The sequence below is a fragment of the Sphingobacterium sp. NPDC055431 genome, from assembly GCF_053644255.1.
Genome location: NZ_JBSHLH010000006.1, coordinates 35,742 through 54,218, shown reverse-complemented (window position 1 = coordinate 54,218; position 18,477 = coordinate 35,742). Strand labels below are relative to the sequence as shown.

Genomic DNA, 18,477 nt, shown 5'->3' with positions numbered 1-18,477 from the left:
AAGTTTATTATTTTTTGCAAGTATAACGTTTTTGTCGCTAATTATTGCGTCCTGTCGATCTGCGAAATACCTCGACGACAATCAATACCTGGTCACAGATGTCGATCTAAATGGCGTAACTCCCGAATTGAAAGAACCCGCTGGCATGTACGTGGCCAATGAAATTCGTCCGAATTCTCCGCTCTATCTGACCATCTATAACATATTCAATACCCGAGACGGTCAATATAAAACTGAAAAAATAAAAAATGTCGGTGAGGCACCGAGAATCCTAGACTCTGCGGTAGTCGAGCTATCGGCGACCCAAATTCAACGCTTCCTCCAAACCAAAGGTTATTTTAATGCCAAGGTTGAACCACAGATAGAATTCAATAAAAAGAAAGCAAAAATCAACTTCAATGCGAACCTGGGAAACCCTTATACCATTCGGGAAATCGATAGGACAGTAGAGGACCCCGCCGTTGATTCCATCTATCAAGAAAAGGTCGTCCCAATTAGTCCCTTGAAATCAGGAAAACGCTATGATGCTTCTGATCTTTACCTAGAACGAGAGCGTTTATATACCAATATGAGAGAATCGGGATACTATGATTACCTAAGGCAATATATGCGGGCTGGAATTGATACCATTGATTTGGATAATCAAGCTGATTTATTGATCCAGGTGTCCAATAGAGAAGATTCAACTAAACATAAGATTTATTATATTGACAGTGTGTACTTTACGGTTGAAGCTGCCGATCCGGAATTAAAGAAGAATTCTGAGGGTAAATTTGACAGCCTGACCAAGATTTTCTATACCGATCAAACCGGCAATTTTAAACTAAGACCGTTATCCAGATATGCATTCCTGAGAACAGGACAAAAGTTCAATAGTGCGAATGAGGAATTGGCCTACGACCGGTTATATGAAATGAATGGTTTCCGATCGGTAAAGATCAATTACCAGCAAAAAGATTCCAATAAATTGGATGTCCATTATAATGTGGTGCCACGTTCTGCCATGAGCAACCAGATTGAAGGCGAATTTACTTTCAGCTCTGGAATGAGCGGTTTTAACGTGGGGAATACCTTCTCCCATCGAAATGTCTTCGGTGGATCGGAAACCATTGAGGTCAAAATGCGCTATGGAGTACTTTTTGATTCCAGGTTGCCGGGTAGCTTGGCCGATAAGATCTTTAACAATGACTTTCAGGTAGGGGTTAACCTGTCCTTTCCTAGGTTATTGACCCCTTTCCGGGTTCGTAGCGTAGGTCGTTACGGTTTGCCTAGAACCACCTTTTCATCTAGTTTGCAATTGTTCTTTCAGGATCAAACCTATGCCAACCGGTATTGGATCAATAGCTTAAACTACATCTGGTATGAGGCAACCAATAAGATGCATAGTCTGACTCCGGTGGTTATCGAGTATAGACACGGACAGTTGAACGAAGAATTTAAACAGAGCCTGATCGATCAGGGCTATGGCCTGTATGTTCGAAGCAATGACCGTAAATACTTTGGCTTAGGTGCACAGTATGCCTATACCTACAATGGACCAAAATTAACAACCAAAGAAAACTTCAGTTATTTCAGGGGAGCGGTCGATGTCAGTGGAAATCTGTTAGGTGTGTTGGGGAATGTCATGAAATTCAAGCAGAATCAAGACGGCGAGAAGCTGATCTTTGGGGTGCCATTTCTACAATATGTGAAAGGTGAAATAGACTATCGTTGGTACAGACATCTGGGCGGAAATAAACAGTTTGTGTTTCGGGTCAACTCCGGTGTTGCGGTTCCTTATGGTAACAACTCCTCCCTGAACATGATTTTTGAAAAGAGTTTCTTTGCAGGGGGTATGAATGGTATCCGCGCTTGGCAAGCCCGTACGCTGGGTCCAGGGGGCTATAACCGTTCTTCCATCAACCCTGAATTCCGTGTAAACCTGAGAAACCTCGATCAGCTTGGTGAAATAAAGTTGGAAACCAATGCTGAATTTCGCTTCCGCATGCTGAACAATTTCTTTGGGGCCAAGTTAAATGGAGCCACATTTTTAGATGCTGGAAACGTATGGAGGATCCGTGAAGATATCATCAATCCTAATGGGGAGTTCCGTGGGGATAAATTCCTTTCGCAAATTGCACTGGGCACTGGTTTCGGTCTTCGTGTCGACCTCGATTATTTTATTATCCGTTTAGATGCAGGTCTTAAACTGAAAGATCCACAGTTTTCAGGTTCGGATCAATGGGTTATCAAGGACTTCTTCAATGCCAAGAAATTCAAACAGGATTATTATCAGACCAACTGGCCAGACCGATATAGCTTTATCCAATATAATTTCGGGGTAGGGATGCCGTTCTAGAGCAGGCCTTTCAATCCCATGATACTGCTTTCGATCAACTGTCGAACATCCAATCCTTTGCTATAGTTCAGGTAGAAATAAATAGCCGCTAGAATTAACAGGGTAATCAGGAAGCGCTTGAACTTATAGGCAATGTACAGGATCAACAAGGGAATAATGATCAAAAGAAATCCACTGATTTTATAAGGGGTAATGCCTTTGTCGGTCACCCGCAAGAAAAAAAGTTTCCCTAAATCAGAACCTGCGAATTTATGCTTAAAAAACACAAAGGTTGAAGATTCAATGGGATTGCTTGTAACAGCCACACCATCGGTAAATTTCAGTTCCTGCGAAAAACCATTGATGGTGAAATTATAATTGCCGTTGACCGTATTATCTGTTTTTTCAGCGGTATCGATGGCAATTATCGCTAATTTTCCATTCTGCGAAAGGTTTTCCTTTACTGTAAAGTCCTTAATAATTGTGTTTTGCGCCAGCAATTCTAGGGGCATAAGGTACAAGATACCAAGGCATAAGAAAAGAAACCATCTGTTTTTCATGATGCAATGATACAAAATTGCATGGATTCTAAAAATGGATAGGCTACAAATTCAAGTTTATTAATTGCGGAGGTCTTCTTATCTTTGCTCACGTTACAAATAAAAAAGCATAATTATATGTTGCAATTAAATTACATCCGCGAAAATCGGGACCATGTAGTTGAAAGGCTTGGAGTTAAGAATTTCAACGAAGTAGAATTGGTCGATCAGATCATTGCTTTAGACGAACAACGTCGCAAAACTCAAAATCAATCTGACTCTGTTGCAGCTGAGGCAAACTCGTCCGCTAAGCAAATTGGAGACTTGATGCGTCAAGGTAAGAAAGAGGAAGCTGAAGCAATAAAATCGCGTTCTGCATCATATAAAGAGCAAATCAAAGAGCTTTCAGAAGCATTGGATAAAATCGAAAAAGAACTGCACGATAAGTTGATCCAATTGCCGAATCTTCCTTATAAACTGGTTCCTGCTGGATTGACTCCAGAGGATAATGAAGTGGTTCTAGAAAATGGAACGGTCCCTCAGTTACCTGAAGGAGCATTGCCTCACTGGGAATTAGCAGCTAAATACGATATCATTGACTTCGAATTAGGTACTAAGATCACCGGTGCTGGTTTTCCAGTGTATAAAGGAAAGGGCGCCCGTTTGCAACGAGGATTGATTAACTTCTTCTTGGATGAAGCTGCTAAAATGGGCTACCGTGAGGTTCAGGTCCCTATTGTAGTGAATGAACATTCTGCCTATGCAACTGGTCAATTACCTGATAAAGAAGGTCAGATGTACCATGTCACAAACGACGACTTTTATCTGATTCCAACTGCAGAGGTGCCAATCACAAATATTTACCGTGATACCATTGTTAAAAGTGAGAATTTCCCTATCAAACATTGTGGCTATACCCCATGTTTCCGCAGAGAAGCGGGATCTTATGGTGCGCATGTCCGTGGTTTGAACAGATTGCACCAATTTGATAAAGTTGAATTGGTTCAGATCGTTAATCCTGAGAAATCCTACGAAACGTTAGAGGAGATGAGTAGCTATGTACAGTCTTTATTGCAGAAGTTAGGATTGCCATACCGCGTTTTACGTTTATGCGGAGGTGATATGAGCTTTACATCTGCCATGACCTACGATATGGAAACCTATTCAGCGGCACAAGAACGTTGGTTAGAAGTATCCTCAGTATCAAACTTTGAAACTTACCAAGCAAACCGTCTTAAAGTTCGTTTCAAAGGCGAGGATGGCAAGACCCAATTGGCGCACACCTTAAATGGTTCTGCATTGGCTTTACCTAGAATCGTAGCAACACTCTTAGAAAACAATCAAACCGAAAAAGGAATCAAGATCCCAGAAGTTCTGGTCCCTTATGTAGGATTTGACTATATCGACTAAAAAAATATCCCCGATCTCTCGGGGATATTTTTTTAGTCAGTATTGAGATATGAGATGTGAGATTTGAGATATTAAATTTGAAACCTGTATGATCTCAAATCTCAATTCTCACATCTCTCTTAGCGCCTTTCTATCTCATATCTCACATCTCAATACTCATATCTCCTCTAGGCTCCATCCTCAGCAAATACTGATCATTATCATCTTCAAATAGGACCTGCACTACCCAATTCTCTTCATGGGCTATTTTGATCAAGGTTTGTTGGTCGATGTAAAGCCATTTGAAAGGCTGTCCAAGGTTACCCTTGTATTCGTATTGAAAGTTGATCTCACCGAAGTAGTGTTCTGGTCTGGCAATCCTATACTCCTCATAGAGGTAGGAAATATCGGAACTGTCGAAAATAAGCTGTCCTTTATCGGTAAGCAGCTTTTTTGAATGTTTTAGAAGATTCCTGAATCCATCTAGGGTTTCGGCGATCCCTATTCCGTTCATCAAGAACAATAGGGTATCATATTTTTTATCCGAGAACTTAAAGAAATCAGCATGGATGACATGGTTTACACCGCGCTTTTCCATGATCTTGCAGGCTGTCTCCGAGATTTCCATGGCATCGACCTCAAATCCCTTCTCTTGCAGGTACAATGCATGTACTCCGGCACCTGCGCCAACATCCAGGACCTTGCCGTCGCAAAGGGATAGCGCAATAAATTCCAGCTCCGGAATATCTTCCTCTTCCCTGAAAAACACTTCAATGGGCATTTCTTCAATATCGCCATAGCTGCTGTGCAATAGGAGAGGTTCATTCAGCTTGCCTACAGCATGATAATCATATAGCGCTTCACCATAAACATCTCTATTCATGGTTTGCGATATTTAAGAAACGTTTCGCCATTTTTATTTCCTCGGGGTCACCGGTATGTTTGTTAGGTTCATCCGACAGCTTGATTACAGGAGTCCATTCGCCTTCATCTGGAAAGGCTTCCGTCATCTTGATTACGATATTCATCCTCGACAGACCGACATCATTGGTGAAGTCTGTTCCGATACCAAATGAATGACCGATTTTATCCTGACAGAAATTGACAATCTTTACGACCTTCTCATAATCCAGTCCATCAGAAAAGATGATGGTCTTGTTGAGCGGATTGATTCCTTTACTGTTATAGTGGTCAATAGTCTTTTGCGCAAATTCAATCGCATCGCCACTATCATGTCTGACCCCATCAAATAGCTTACTTAGCTTCTTGTCAAACTGTTTGAAGAAAACCTCTGTAGTATAGGTGTCCGAAAGGGCGATCCCTAAATCGCCACGGTAAACATCCGACCAGTTCTCCAAGCCTAAGAGGTTGGCCATCTTGTAGCCATATTTTGCGGCATGGAACATAAACCATTCATGGGCATGTGTACCGATTGGCTTAGTATGGTATTTCATGGCGAAATGCACATTGCTCGTGCCGATAAATGTCTTGGAAGGATGCTCCTTCAAGGCTTTGATCACCAAGTCATGCACGGCATAGGAGTGGCGTCTACGGGTCCCAAAGTCTGCAATCGTAATGTTGAGCTTATCGTATTTGTACATCTTTTCATGAACAATATTCATGACCTCAGCATCATCCACCCTTTTTTGTCCAGTTACTTCATAATAGGTTTCACAGATCAATGCCATCAGGGGCACCTCCCATAAAATGGTCCTATACCAATAGCCTTCGACCTTTACCGATAGATCGGGGCCATTTTGTGTAATTTTGACTTCATCTGGGTCAAAATGATAGCCTTGTAGGAAATCAAAATATGTCGGGTCGATATAAGGACAGGTCTTTGCAAAAAAGTTTTTTTCAGCAACCGTAAGCTTCAAGTTTGCCAATTGATTTACAGCTTCCCTCAGTTTTTCGGCAAAGCCCGCCGGAAACTCATGCTTCCCACGGTTGATAAATTGATAACGTGCTTTCGCCTTTGGAAAGAGTTTCACCACGGCATATTGCATGGTGAATTTGTAAAAATCATTGTCTAAAATGGAGGTAAGTTTTGCCATTCCTTAAAAAAATTATGCTTGTGCTTGAATTGAAGTTAACAAAAAGCAGGAACAAAAATGCCTTTTTATCCACAACAAAACAAAAAATCATCTCCTTTTAGATTAAATTCTAACCACAGATTTCTAGTCATTCAGGTCTTAGCTTGGCTAAGTCGTCGAGTAAAAAAACAAAGCGGGCTGATCTTGATCAGCCCGCTTTAACAAATTGTTTCAACTAAATATAAAAATTTATCCTCTATTTCCTCGACCTGAACCACGTTCAGAACGTTGGTTTGATTGTGGTCTTGAAGATGATCTAGATTCATGATTTGAACTACGTTGTACCGAAGGACGACTTTGTGGTCTTTCGGAGTTGCGTGTTTGAAATACTCTATTTTGCGACCTAGATTCTTGTTGCATTCTAGGTTGGCGTTGTTCTCTCTGTGGAGCAGATTGCCTTTGCTGGCTACGGTTCATCGACTCATTTCTAGCCGGTCTAGAACTGCGGTTCATGGATTCGTTTCTAGTTGGTCTAGAACTGCGGTTCATCGACTCATTTCTAGCCGGTCTAGAGCTGCGGTTCATGGACTCGTTTCTAGTTGGTCTAGAGCTGCGGTTCATCGATTCATTTCTGGTCGATCTAGAGCTGCGGTCCATAGACTCATTTCTAGTTGGTCTAGAACTGCGGTTCATTGATTCATTTCTAGAAGCAGGACGATCCATTGAAACGCGTCCGCGAGAAGAAGGCTGACGGTCTCTGTTGTTGTTGTTTGTGTTTCCTCGCTCTACTCTTCCAGAACGTGAATTCGTGGTGGCTTCTCTATTGCTACGGTTTGAATTGCCGTTTCCAATATGCATTTCACGTTGTCCGTTCGCATTTCTAGTGATTCTGTAGTCAGAATTACTTCTTCCGCTTTGGCTACGTCCTGACCTGTTCTCTACGCGATTGGCAGGAGATCTGTCAGAAGAACGTGAGCTACGATTGTTTTCAAGGCGTCCACTTCTGCTGCTGACAGCACGATCCGAACGATTGTTTCTATCTGGACGGTACATCGATACTGAACTGCGACTTAAACGTGATGCCCCACGTCTGTTATCAAAACTTACATTTCTAACATCAACGCGTCTACCGATATGTCTTTCGATGTCTCTGCGAGCAGGACCTCCATAGTAACGGTTGTTGTTCACGATATAAGTATTGTTGATAATCGTGGTGTTATTATAGATATTGCGACGTCCGTAAGACCAATGTCTATTGATATAACGGTCATAGATACGCGTAGTAGGAATAAATACCCATAGGTCTAGCGGTAAACCGATGCTTACATTGACACTGATGCCAGGACGCATCGGCGCCCAACCGTAATATCCACCACCACTACGCCAATCTACCCATGCTGGTCCCCATTCATAGCCAGGAACCCATGCCCAACCTCTATGTGGTCTGTGGATCCACCGACCGTAGTGGAATGGTGCCCATCCCCAATCGTAATTGGAGACCCAGGTATTTCCATATTCGGTCATGGTCCAATATCCATTGGTACCATAAGGACGAAAGTCATCGTCTTCATCCGGATACCAAACATCGCCATATTCGTCATCATGATCCCAATCCCCATATGGGTCCAGTTCTTCATGAAAAACATCAAAATCGACATCTTGATATCCCTGTGCCGATACTGAATTTACGCTGAAAAGCCCCAAGAGCATCATCATAAATGCAGTATATATTGTGGATGTTTTTAAATTTTTCATATGTAAACCATTTAATCTTATTACCATAATTTGTAGGTATGACCGCCACTTTTAAGAAAAGGTTTAATTGTATAATTATTTTGTCAAACTTTTTTGCTCTTACTGATGTTTCTGCTAATATTGGATAGACTTTCCGAATGGATATTAAGAAATTTTGTACATTTGCCACAAAATATTTCCGAATTAGCAATTGGAAAAACACGTTAATCACATAGTTAATGGCTAAAAAAATTGAGTCCTTATTACTAGAGTTTGCGAAGATTCACCGCTTCCTGATGCGTTTTTTTCGCGAAGTGGTAAGTCCACCTTACGAGTTTAAAGAGATCATTAGACAATGTTATGAAATTGGGTGGAAATCATTTCCATTAATAAGTTTAACGGGTTTTATTGTAGGATTTGTTTTTACAAAACAATCTCGACCTTCCCTGGAGGAATTTGGTGCCGCCTCATGGTTGCCAGCCTTAATTTCCATCGCTATCGTAAGGGCCTTGGCCCCATTGGTTACTGCGCTTATTGCATCCGGTAAGGTAGGGTCGCAGATAGGTGCAGAATTAAGCTCCATGAATGTTACCGAGCAGATCGATGCCATGGAGGTATCAGGTACCAATCCGTTCAAGTTCCTGATTGTGAGTCGAATATTGGCCACAACTTTTATGATTCCTGTCCTCTGTTTTTATGTTGCCGGAATTGGATTAGCAGGTGGTTATTTGAGTATTATTTCCAAAGATCAGTTGAGTATTCTAAGCTTTATTACCCAGGTATTTGAAGCTATCGCTCCTAAAGATATTTTCGCCATGGTATTCCGCGCCATTGTTTTCGGTTTTACCATTGGTTTTGTTAGTACCTATGTAGGTTATTATTCTTCAAAAGGTACCGAGGGTGTGGGTAAAGCAGCAAACAGTGCCGTTGTGGCATCCATGTTTATAGTGTTCATCGAGGAACTCTTGATCGTTCAGGTTCTAGCTTTAATGGGATAATGGATTATGGAACAGAAAAAGCCAGTAAATATTAATTACGACGATGTAGTGATCAATGTGCAAGGGGTAAGTAAGTCCTTTGGGGATTTACATGTCCTGAGAAACGTTGACCTGCAACTCTATAATGGCGAGAACTTGGTGGTGCTAGGGAGGTCTGGTACTGGTAAATCAGTTTTGATTAAACTGATTTCCGGTTTGTTAAAGCCTGATAAAGGTGATATTACCGTGTTGGGCGAAGTAGTAAACCAATTGAACGAGAAGGAATTGCGAGATCTGCGTTTGAAAATTGGGTTCTCCTTCCAAAACAGTGCGCTCTATGATAGTATGACCGTGCGTGAAAATCTAGAGTTTCCCTTGGTTAGAAATAAAAGAAACCTAACTAGAGCAGAAATTGACCGTGAAGTCGAAGATGTATTAGATGGAGTAGGCCTTTTAAGGACGATCAATCAAATGCCATCAGAGCTTTCCGGAGGTCAGAGAAAACGTATCGGTATCGCACGCACCCTGATCTTAAGACCTGATATCATGATGTATGATGAGCCAACAGCCGGATTGGACCCCTTGACCTGTTTGGATATCAATACCTTGATCAATGAAGTCCAAGAACGATATAAAACCTCTTCCATTATCATTACACACGATTTGGCTTGTGCAAAAATGGTAGGCGATAGGGTAGCCATGCTTTTGGATGGCAAATTTGAACGTGTAGGTAAATTCTCTGAAATCTTTGATACGGATGATGAGAGAGTGAAACCTTTTTATGATTATAATTTTATAGTATAGCAAGATATATGGCAACATCAGAGAGAAAACGATCAATAATTGTAGGATTGTTTACCTTCATCGGATTAATCATTTTGGTTGCAGGGATTTTGGTCATTGGAACACAACAGAACAAATTCTCTAAAAACCTGACCGTGACGACTTACTTTAAAGATGTTAAAGGCTTGAAAGTTGGAAATAACGTTTGGTTTTCAGGTGTTAAGGTAGGGATTATCAAAGAAATCAGCTTTGAAAGTGTGGAGAATGTTCGTGTGGTCATGAACGTTGAAGAGAAATCCAGCAAATTTATCCGTAAAGACGTCATCGCTACATTGAGTTCCGATGGTTTGATCGGTAATGCTATTATCAGTCTTGTGGGCGGTACAGAAACCTTTCCTCAGATTGAGAATGGTGATGAAATCAAGTCCGGTGTTTCTGGAGGTATGGATGCCATGTTGGCAACCCTGCAGATCAACAATGAAAACCTGGTGGAGATCACCAAAAACTTTGCTGCGCTTTCCAAGAATATGCTCGAAGGAAAAGGTGCGGTGGGCGCTATGATGACCGATGAAACAATTGCCAATAATTTAAGGCAATCTGTTACTTCATTGAATGGTACCATGTCACAGGCCAATCATGCTGTCAATAATTTGGTGGAATTGACCAAAAAGCTAAACAGCAACCAAGGCCTGATCCATGAGCTATCTACGGATACAGCAGTGTTTGCAAGTCTGAGAGAATCAGCAGCACAATTGCAAGGGGTGACCCAAACAGCGACTGCTTTGATGGCAAACTTAAATAAAACCTCAGAACGCTTAAATGACAAGGATAACGCCATTGGTGTGTTGACCAATGACCCTGAAGCAGCTAATGAAATCAAACAGATCCTTAGAAACCTTAATATGAGCACAGAGAAATTGGATGAAAACATGGAAGCATTGCAGAGCAACTTCCTGTTAAGAGGTTTCTTTAAGAAAAAAGCGAAGGAAGAAGCAGAGGCAGCTCAGGATTCAATTAAATAATTAAAGAATTTGATCGTCAAAAAGTATAGAAAAGCGTCTGCTAAAGACGCTTTTTATATTTGATAATGGATATGAGAATTACAGAGAAAGATGTTCTTTTCGAGGACAATCATTTTATCGCCATCAATAAACGTGGAGGTGATATCGTTCAGGTAGATGTATCTGGAGATACTTCCATGGAGGATATGGTCAAGCAGTTTTTGGCTAAGAAATACAATAAACCAAACGAAGCTTTTCTAGGGGTTATCCATCGTTTGGATAGGCCAGTGAGTGGAATGATCCTTTTTGCGAAAACCAGTAAAGGATTAGATCGCATGAACCGTCTTTTCCATGATCGCAAGGTGGAAAAAACCTACCTTGCTTTGGTTCGTGAAAAGCCGCCACATCCAAAAGGGACCCTGAAAAATTGGTTGCTGCGTGATCGAAAAAAGATGGTCACCAAAGCTTATGACCGCGAGGTTAAGAATGGAAGTTATGCCGAGCTTAATTATGAGGTCGTAGGTACCCTAGATGGATATTATTTGCTAAAGGTCAACCCATTGACGGGCCGTACCCATCAGATCCGAAGCCAACTCGCATATATGGGCTGTCCCATCGTAGGAGACAATAAATATGGATATCAACGTGGTAGCCATAAAAGGACCATTTGTTTGCATTCCAGGTCCTTGAGTTTCGTACATCCCATCAAAGATGAGCAAATGATCATTAAGGCTCCTTTGCCGGAAGATGGCTTCTGGGAGAAATTTAATGTCCTGATTAAGGGAAACATATAAGAAAATTGGGATAATAACGTTAACTTTGCAATATGAGTTTCATGCAAAAGTTCAGAATAGGTCTAATTGCTAGTTTGCTAAGTATTACACTGTTGGCTGTTCCTACTGCAGGTTCAGCACAATGTGCTATGTGTACATTGAATGCTGAAAACAGCACACAGGAAGGTAATACCCAAGGTAAGGGCCTAAATGATGGGATTTTGTTTTTATTAGCAATGCCATTTATGATTGCTGCTGGTGTAGGGTTCCTTTGGTATAAGAAATTCAGGAATACCGGCTCAGCCAATTCATTGAATATGGTTAAACAGGTGGAAGAATAAGGAATGATCTCTAAATTTCAAGCTGTTTGCCAAAGTAAGTGCCCGAAGTGTAGAACGGGAAATATGTATAGTGGATCAGCCTATGGTCTATCTAAACAAAAAATGCACGAATTTTGTCCGCACTGTGGATTTAAATTCGAGATAGAACCCGGCTATTTCTATGCTGCCATGTATGTTAGCTATGCTTTTTCCGTAGGCGAGGTGTTAATGCTAGCCTTAATTACGGCTTACTTAACGGGCAGTGAGTCTCCTTGGACCTATATCATTGTCCTTTTCAGTGCGATCGTTATTTTCGCACCTTTCAATTATCGTTATTCACGTTTGGTTTTATTGCACTATCTTTCGCCGAAGGTATCCTTCGACCCCAAATTATACGGGGACCCAAAAAATAGTGCAAACCTAAAGGGCTAATTATGGGGGATGTATTGCATGATACTATCAAACAGAAAAGCCTTTTCTACATGATGCGTGCTAATATATTCCTGAAGCCTCTGAATAACCTGCTCTCTAATTCTCTCAATATCTTCTTCATTGTTTAATACCACCTGAAGGCAATAGGTTTGCCCTTCGTGTGGAGAATGGAGCATTTTGAGTAATTTAATGGCAAATCCAGGATGCTCATTCAATAGACCTTTGGTCCAAGTAATGACTTCCTGATGAATGGAATCTTCAATGATGATCGAAACGTTGTATAAAAACATAGATATCTATAGCTTGATTGAAGCTGTAAAATTAAGGTTGCAAAAGGAACTTTACGGTATTTTTTTATAATATTTGATTAGAGGCTAAAAAAATAGAATGAATTTAAATTACTTGTTCTCTGTTCTACTTATGATGATGGTTTTGGTTTCATGTAAGCAAGAGCAGGGTGGTCAGTTACATGTGCCAATAGAGGACTTTTTCGTTAAGCCAGAAAGGACCTCTTTTAAACTGTCTCCCGATGGAAGCAAGGTAGCTTATCTGGGGGTGCATGACCATTGCAAAAATATCTTCATTCTCGACCTCGAAGAACCCGATTCTTCCAAACAACTTACTTATCAGGTCAACCTGAATGTCCAAAGCTTTTTCTGGCTTGACAACAAACGCATTGTCTTTTCCAATACGCAATCTCCAACGGATAGTTTGAGGATGTTCCAGATTGATGTGAAGACCGAAAAAAGACAAGCTCTATTTTCACCTGAAAAATCAAGATTGCGCTGGGTCTATCCCATTGTTGAGAAAGACAATAGCCTAATGGCTGGGATGAACTTACGTGATTCCTCGCTGTTTGACCTGTATAGGATTTACCTAGACGGTAGAAAGCCCCAATTGGTGCAGCATAACCCAGGAAATGTGGTGAGCTGGATCGGAGCTCCTGATGGAGTGGTGAGGATGGCATTGACCAGTGATAGTGTACAGGAGTCATTATTGTACCGAAAGCATGAAGGACAGCCTTTCAAAGAGGTCATGAAGAATGATTTCGAAACCATTTTTGTACCCCTTGGCTTTGTAAAGGATTCCGATAAAAATGTATATGCGCTTTCTAATCAGAACCGAGATAAGATGGCTTTGGTGGAGTTTGATGCCGAAAATGGCAAAGAAATCCGCAATATCTATGAGAACAAACTTGGTGACCTTGGCGTAGAGGGCTATTCTGCCAACCTACAGGAAATGCTGTATGCGACTTCCTTCATCGATAAGTTCAAAAAGAACATCTTCAACGAAAAATATGAGCAGGTCTATAAAAAGCTGAAAAAGAAATTCAAAGGTTCCGAAATCGGTTTCTTGGATAGCGACAGCAGCTTAACTGGATTTGTCGTACGTGTGTATAGCGATATCCATCCTGGAGAAACCTATTATTACAATCAGAAAAAGGATGATATCCAACTGTTGAACGAAGAGAATCCTAAACTCAAGGATTTGGAGTTCAATCCTATGGAGGAAGTGGAATTCCTGTCTCGGGACAACAAGAATATACATGCCTATATCACGTATCCTAAAAATAAAAGAAAGAACAGCCCTGTTGTGGTATTGGTCCATGATGGTCCTAACAGGAGATCGGAATGGGGGTTTGATCCGGAAGTTCAGTTCCTTGCCAATCGTGGCTACACCGTGTTCCAGGTGAACTATCGTGGTTCAGTGGGCTATGGTAAGGACTTTTGGACCTCAGGTTTCAAGGAATGGGGCGGTAAGATCCAATCTGATATTACGGATGGTGTCGCTTGGTTGATCCATCAGGGGATAGCCGATAAGGATAAGATTGCCATTATGGGTACCGGTTTCGGCGGTTATTCTGCCCTGTATGCTGCTGCATTTAATCCTTCCCTTTATAAATGTGCCATATCCTCATCGGGATATAGCAACCTATTCACTTATTTCAGGGAAATTCCCCCTCATCTAAAACATTACGTACAGTTATTCTATAGAATCATTGGAAATCCAGAGACTGAACCAGAATTGTTTCAAGCGATTTCCCCAATTTTCCATGCTGATAAGGTTCGAATCCCTATCCTATTTTTCCAAGGTGGAAAAGATAAATACAGTTCGGTAACCGATGCTAATCAATTTGTTGGTAAATTGAAGGGCAATGAAGTTCCAGTGCGTTATATCTTTAAGAAAGAAGAAGGCAAAAGATTTAGGAACGAAGAGAATATCGTAGAATATTATCAGGAGATAGAGAAGTTTCTTGCAGTGTACCTGAAGTAATCACACATGGTGAAAAGAGCAAGTAAATACCGGAAAAACATTGGGTTGTTGATCGCCTTTTTGGCTTTTTTGACAGTCCTGTATATCATCTCAGTTTTCTTGGCCAGGACAATGATGTCCAACTTTGTAGAATCTGAGTTTTATAACAGAAAGGTCGATGTCTTTGATGCGACCCTAAAACCCTTTAATAGCTTTTTCAATAACGATATTTCCGAAGTATCCAATTATCAGGGGTACCTCGATTCCACACATGCCAGCAATTATTCTGAAAAGGTCTTGCGAAAGAATCCATTCGTTGACGAATTGGTGTTTTATGACGTACTGTTCACCAATCAGAACCCCACCGTTCGCGGTGTACGCTTTCAAAACCTCCTGATTTATCCCCGATCGATCTTTTCCTATAAATTGGACAAGGAAAATAAATTGATCAAGGCCAGCCTTTCTTCGGTAGATAACAGACCTAATGCCGATGACTTCAACAGCATGGCCATTAAAATGGTGAACTTCTTGGATGTCCTGGATGATTCTACTTCCTTGAGCGAAAATGATATCTATCGGATCTTCTATAATACGGTTCCGGGAAAAATAACCTATCTGAACATCCCACGGGTCAATACCCTTCGCGCCTATAAATCCATGATGGATGATACGACGGCAATGACGGCGCCTGTAGCGTTTGACCAAGATTTATTCGTGTATAAGGTTAATCCTCAGAAGATAAAAATAGTCAATAACCAAAAGAGGTTGTATGAAACCATTCGGATCAAGGCCATAGCTGACCCTAATGTGATGGAAGAAAAAGCCTTTCTTTCCACAGATATGCCGTTGCCAGGTGCATTATCCGACTATAAACTGCAATTTGATTCCTCGGAACATTTTTTGAGAGGAGAGATCAATAGAAGATTTTTTCCTGTAGTGTTGGGCGTTTCCCTATTATATTTAATTTTGTTATTGATTATTTATTTGATTTATAGGAATATCTCCATTAATAGTAGGTTGTTCCAATTGCAGTATGATTTTATCAATAACCTGACCCATGAGTTTAAAACGCCGGTCAGTGTGATCAAGATAGCGGGTAACAATATCCGGAGTGCCGAGAAGATAAGTGATCAAGAGCGCGCGATGTACGGAAAGATCCTAGATCAGGAAGCTGATAAGTTAAATAATTTGATGAATAAGTTGCTGTCTTTCACGCAGATAGAAAATAAATCATTAAAATTTAAAGGAGAATACATTGATTTGAACAGTTTTTGCGAGGAAGTATTTGCGGGTACACGGATTAAATATCCTGATCTGAACCTGAGCTATCACATCGATGTGGACAGCAAAATGCATACAGATCCGGTTTTATTGAATTCCGTGTTCCAGAATTTAATTGATAATGCGTACAAATATTCAGAAGTTTCAAGAAAATTTATTGATATTAGTGTACAACAATCTAAAAAGCACTTTATCATGAAGTTTAGTGATAAAGGAATTGGGATAAACAGAAATGAACTTAAAAACATATTCAAGAAATTTTATAGAGTAAAGAATCAGTTCAATCAAGGTGGGAGTGTTGGGCTTGGATTGGCATTTTGTAAAGAGATTACCGAATTTATGGGTGGAGAGATCAAAGTCAGTAGTGTGGAAGGAGAGGGAACGACCTTTACTTTGACTTTTCCTAAATAATGTTAAGAATACTATGAATAAAGATATAACTATTGCCGTTGTAGAGGATGATGATAACTTAAGGTTCTTGGTTAGTCACCGTCTACAGACCGAAAATTTTCAAGTAATTCAATGCAGTGATGGCTTGGAAGCTGAGAAAATCATCTTAGACCAAAAGCCAGATATCGTTCTATTGGATTGGATGCTGCCAGGTAAAGAAGGGATAGATGTATGTGAGTCCGTAAGAAAGTCTGGATTTGAGAACATCATTATTATGATGACCGCCAAATCCCAAGATATCGATAAAATTGATGCATATAGCTACGGCGTGACCGATTATATCACCAAACCATTCAATATGGATGTTTTAGTGGCCATGATCGAGAATAAAGTACGCTTTTTTGTGCCTAAAACCCAGAACGAGGTTTACCATTTCGGTGATACCGAACATCACCCCAATGTACATTCACTGATCAGGGATGGCAAGAAAATCGAGCTTACAATCCTTGAAAACAGAATCCTCTTGCACTTCTTACAGAACAAAGGTAGAGACATCACCCGCGAAGAATTGATGGAGGTGGTATGGGGCTATAGTTCCAACGTGAATACCCGTACTTTGGACATGCACGTTGTTCGCTTAAGAAAGAAAATCGAAACCAATCCTGACAAGCCTCATTACTTGCAAACCGTTCGAGGATTGGGCTATAGATTCATCAATGAAGAAACTGATGATGTAAGTTAGATATTTGTTTTATTAAATTTAATTATATAACTTCGTCAGAAGAGCAAGACCATGTTGTCCTATTAGCGGATAGTGTGGTCTTGTCTTTTTTTTGTTTATTAAAATATTAGAAAACTATAAAAAGAGGGTAAAAGGTACATATTATGGCAGAAGTAACTTATTACACAGAAGAAGGATTAACTAAGCTTAGAGAAGAGCTTCAATATCTAAAAACAGAAGGTCGTTCCAACATCGCTAAAGCGATTGCTGAAGCAAGAGATAAAGGAGACCTTTCCGAGAATGCAGAATACGATGCCGCGAAAGAAGCTCAAGGACTTCATGAAGCTAAGATTGCGAAACTAGAAGAAGTTTTGGCATCAGCAAGGATCATCGATGAGTCGAGTCTAGATACCTCAAAGGTATTGGCACTGTCTTACGTAAAGATAAAGAATAAGAAAAATGGAGCAGTCATGTCTTACCAATTGGTTTCTGAAACAGAAGCTGATCTGAAGGCAGGAAAGATATCCGTTAAATCACCGATTGCGCAGGGTCTATTAGGACTGCAGGTTGGCGATATCGCAACGGTAGAAGTTCCAGCAGGACAACTTGAACTAGAAGTTCTGGAGATTTCAAGATAATGAAATAGAGGTTATGTGCGGTGATGCCATAACCGCACTTTTCTTACAATTTACAGCCCCGATATTTCGGGGCTTTTTTTTTGCTCCAAGGTTCCACGAAGCGTTTTTTCTAACCTTTAATTCAGATTATTATCCATTTGAGTTTTGGCAGTTGCTTCGGGAAAGGCTTTACTCTTATTCGAGACATATTCGGAATTTTCAATATATGTCTCGAATGAGGGTAAGCTGATGTAGCCATTAAACTTACTATGCAGAAAAATTGGCTGGGGATTTTGATAGAATAATGACTTCAACAAACAGGGGTAATTTAGGGTGATGAAACCGGTAATAAATCCTATTTGTCATTATTTTATTGTTAAGAAATCAATAAATGTCACATTGAAGTTAAATCTTATGCTTCTAGGGGGCTGAATGTCTGTTCATATGTGCACAAAATTATTATCTTTGTTACTCACGAAATTGAACTATAGTTTATGTCAACCATATTCGCTAAAATCGTTGCAGGAGAGATTCCTGCTTATAAAGTTGCTGAGAGCAATGATTACTTAGCTTTTTTAGATGTAAATCCACTAACTGAAGGACATGTTTTAGTCATCCCGAAGAAAGAAACAGACTATATCTTTGACATCAACGATGAGGAATATATGGGGATGTGGGTTTTTGCCAAGATTGTTGCCCAAGGCATCAAGCAGGCATTTCCATGTCAAAAAGTTGGTGTAGCGGTAGTTGGTCTAGAAGTAGCACATGCGCATATTCATTTGATTCCATTGAACCATGTGCATGATATGAACTTTGAAAAACCAAAGCTGAAGCTTTCGGAAGACACCATGAACACGATTGCTGACCAGATTCGGGATGCAATTTCAACGATAACAAACCCAGCTTAATCCGATAGC

The 18,477-nt window shown here is 40.5% G+C and carries 18 protein-coding genes; 13 read left to right on the top strand and 5 right to left on the bottom strand.

Going from position 1 to position 18,477, the window contains the following annotated elements:
• Positions 1–31: 31 nt before the first annotated feature.
• Complete coding sequence (tamL, locus tag ACWIB3_RS07850) at positions 32–2,338, top strand: translocation and assembly module lipoprotein TamL (protein ID WP_454291310.1); 2,307 nt, start codon at positions 32–34, stop codon at positions 2,336–2,338.
• Here tamL and ACWIB3_RS07845 read toward each other — a convergent pair.
• Positions 2,335–2,877, bottom strand: coding sequence for a hypothetical protein (locus ACWIB3_RS07845; RefSeq protein ID WP_185210538.1), 543 nt, complete (start codon positions 2,875–2,877; stop codon positions 2,335–2,337). The genes tamL and ACWIB3_RS07845 overlap by 4 nt on opposite strands.
• A 117-nt stretch (positions 2,878–2,994) precedes the next feature.
• Here ACWIB3_RS07845 and serS point away from each other — a divergent pair, with 117 nt between their 5' ends.
• Complete coding sequence (serS, locus tag ACWIB3_RS07840; protein ID WP_454291309.1) at positions 2,995–4,266, top strand: serine--tRNA ligase; 1,272 nt, start codon at positions 2,995–2,997, stop codon at positions 4,264–4,266.
• Between the two features lie 142 nt (positions 4,267–4,408).
• On the opposite strand, the gene ACWIB3_RS07835 is transcribed toward serS, so the two are convergent.
• From ACWIB3_RS07835 to ACWIB3_RS07825, 3 genes are all read right to left on the bottom strand, one after another.
• Positions 4,409–5,128, bottom strand: coding sequence for a class I SAM-dependent methyltransferase (locus ACWIB3_RS07835; RefSeq protein WP_185210535.1), 720 nt, complete (start codon positions 5,126–5,128; stop codon positions 4,409–4,411).
• On the bottom strand, positions 5,121–6,299 hold the full coding sequence (gene pncB, locus ACWIB3_RS07830; RefSeq protein WP_254529772.1) for a nicotinate phosphoribosyltransferase: 1,179 nt from the start codon (positions 6,297–6,299) through the stop codon (positions 5,121–5,123). The genes ACWIB3_RS07835 and pncB overlap by 8 nt, the downstream gene beginning before the upstream one ends.
• 228 nt (positions 6,300–6,527) lie before the next feature.
• Positions 6,528–8,033: a DUF6600 domain-containing protein gene (locus ACWIB3_RS07825; protein ID WP_313259991.1), complete on the bottom strand. Its 1,506-nt coding sequence runs from the start codon at positions 8,031–8,033 to the stop codon at positions 6,528–6,530.
• Positions 8,034–8,251: 218 nt separating this feature from the next.
• Between ACWIB3_RS07825 and ACWIB3_RS07820 the strand changes: the two genes are divergently transcribed.
• From ACWIB3_RS07820 to ACWIB3_RS07795, 6 genes are all read left to right on the top strand, one after another.
• Positions 8,252–9,010, top strand: a complete 759-nt coding sequence (locus ACWIB3_RS07820; RefSeq protein ID WP_093098864.1) for an MlaE family ABC transporter permease — start codon at positions 8,252–8,254, stop codon at positions 9,008–9,010.
• A 6-nt stretch (positions 9,011–9,016) separates the two neighbouring features.
• On the top strand, positions 9,017–9,793 hold the full coding sequence (locus tag ACWIB3_RS07815) for an ABC transporter ATP-binding protein (protein ID WP_185210529.1): 777 nt from the start codon (positions 9,017–9,019) through the stop codon (positions 9,791–9,793).
• An 8-nt stretch (positions 9,794–9,801) separates the two neighbouring features.
• Positions 9,802–10,794: an MlaD family protein gene (locus ACWIB3_RS07810; RefSeq protein ID WP_454291308.1), complete on the top strand. Its 993-nt coding sequence runs from the start codon at positions 9,802–9,804 to the stop codon at positions 10,792–10,794.
• Between the two features lie 71 nt (positions 10,795–10,865).
• Positions 10,866–11,567 carry an RluA family pseudouridine synthase gene (locus ACWIB3_RS07805; protein WP_313259986.1) on the top strand — a complete coding sequence of 234 codons (702 nt, stop codon included), beginning with the start codon at positions 10,866–10,868 and terminating at the stop codon, positions 11,565–11,567.
• Between the two features lie 41 nt (positions 11,568–11,608).
• On the top strand, positions 11,609–11,887 hold the full coding sequence (locus ACWIB3_RS07800) for a hypothetical protein (protein WP_185210516.1): 279 nt from the start codon (positions 11,609–11,611) through the stop codon (positions 11,885–11,887).
• Between the two features lie 63 nt (positions 11,888–11,950).
• The gene (locus tag ACWIB3_RS07795) at positions 11,951–12,298 is read left to right on the top strand and encodes a DUF983 domain-containing protein (RefSeq protein ID WP_254529781.1); all 348 of its coding nucleotides are present in this window, start codon (positions 11,951–11,953) and stop codon (positions 12,296–12,298) included.
• Here the strand turns inward: ACWIB3_RS07795 and ACWIB3_RS07790 are convergent.
• Positions 12,295–12,588 carry a DUF4286 family protein gene (locus ACWIB3_RS07790; protein WP_313259983.1) on the bottom strand — a complete coding sequence of 98 codons (294 nt, stop codon included), beginning with the start codon at positions 12,586–12,588 and terminating at the stop codon, positions 12,295–12,297. The two genes, ACWIB3_RS07795 and ACWIB3_RS07790, sit on opposite strands and share 4 nt — an antisense overlap.
• Positions 12,589–12,685: 97 nt before the next feature.
• Here ACWIB3_RS07790 and ACWIB3_RS07785 point away from each other — a divergent pair, with 97 nt between their 5' ends.
• The 5 genes from ACWIB3_RS07785 (at position 12,686) to ACWIB3_RS07765 (ending at position 18,468) form a co-directional block, all read left to right on the top strand.
• The gene (locus ACWIB3_RS07785) at positions 12,686–14,572 is read left to right on the top strand and encodes a S9 family peptidase (protein ID WP_185218230.1); all 1,887 of its coding nucleotides are present in this window, start codon (positions 12,686–12,688) and stop codon (positions 14,570–14,572) included.
• A gap of 6 nt (positions 14,573–14,578) precedes the next feature.
• A complete protein-coding gene (locus ACWIB3_RS07780) occupies positions 14,579–16,243 on the top strand; it encodes a sensor histidine kinase (protein ID WP_214648497.1) in 1,665 nt (554 codons plus the stop codon).
• Positions 16,244–16,256: 13 nt separating this feature from the next.
• Positions 16,257–16,964, top strand: coding sequence for a response regulator transcription factor (locus ACWIB3_RS07775; protein WP_093098875.1), 708 nt, complete (start codon positions 16,257–16,259; stop codon positions 16,962–16,964).
• 143 nt (positions 16,965–17,107) lie between these two features.
• Positions 17,108–17,581, top strand: a complete 474-nt coding sequence (gene greA / locus ACWIB3_RS07770) for a transcription elongation factor GreA (RefSeq protein WP_093098877.1) — start codon at positions 17,108–17,110, stop codon at positions 17,579–17,581.
• 473 nt (positions 17,582–18,054) lie between these two features.
• Positions 18,055–18,468, top strand: coding sequence for an HIT family protein (locus tag ACWIB3_RS07765; protein WP_185210509.1), 414 nt, complete (start codon positions 18,055–18,057; stop codon positions 18,466–18,468).
• Positions 18,469–18,477 lie beyond the last annotated feature (9 nt).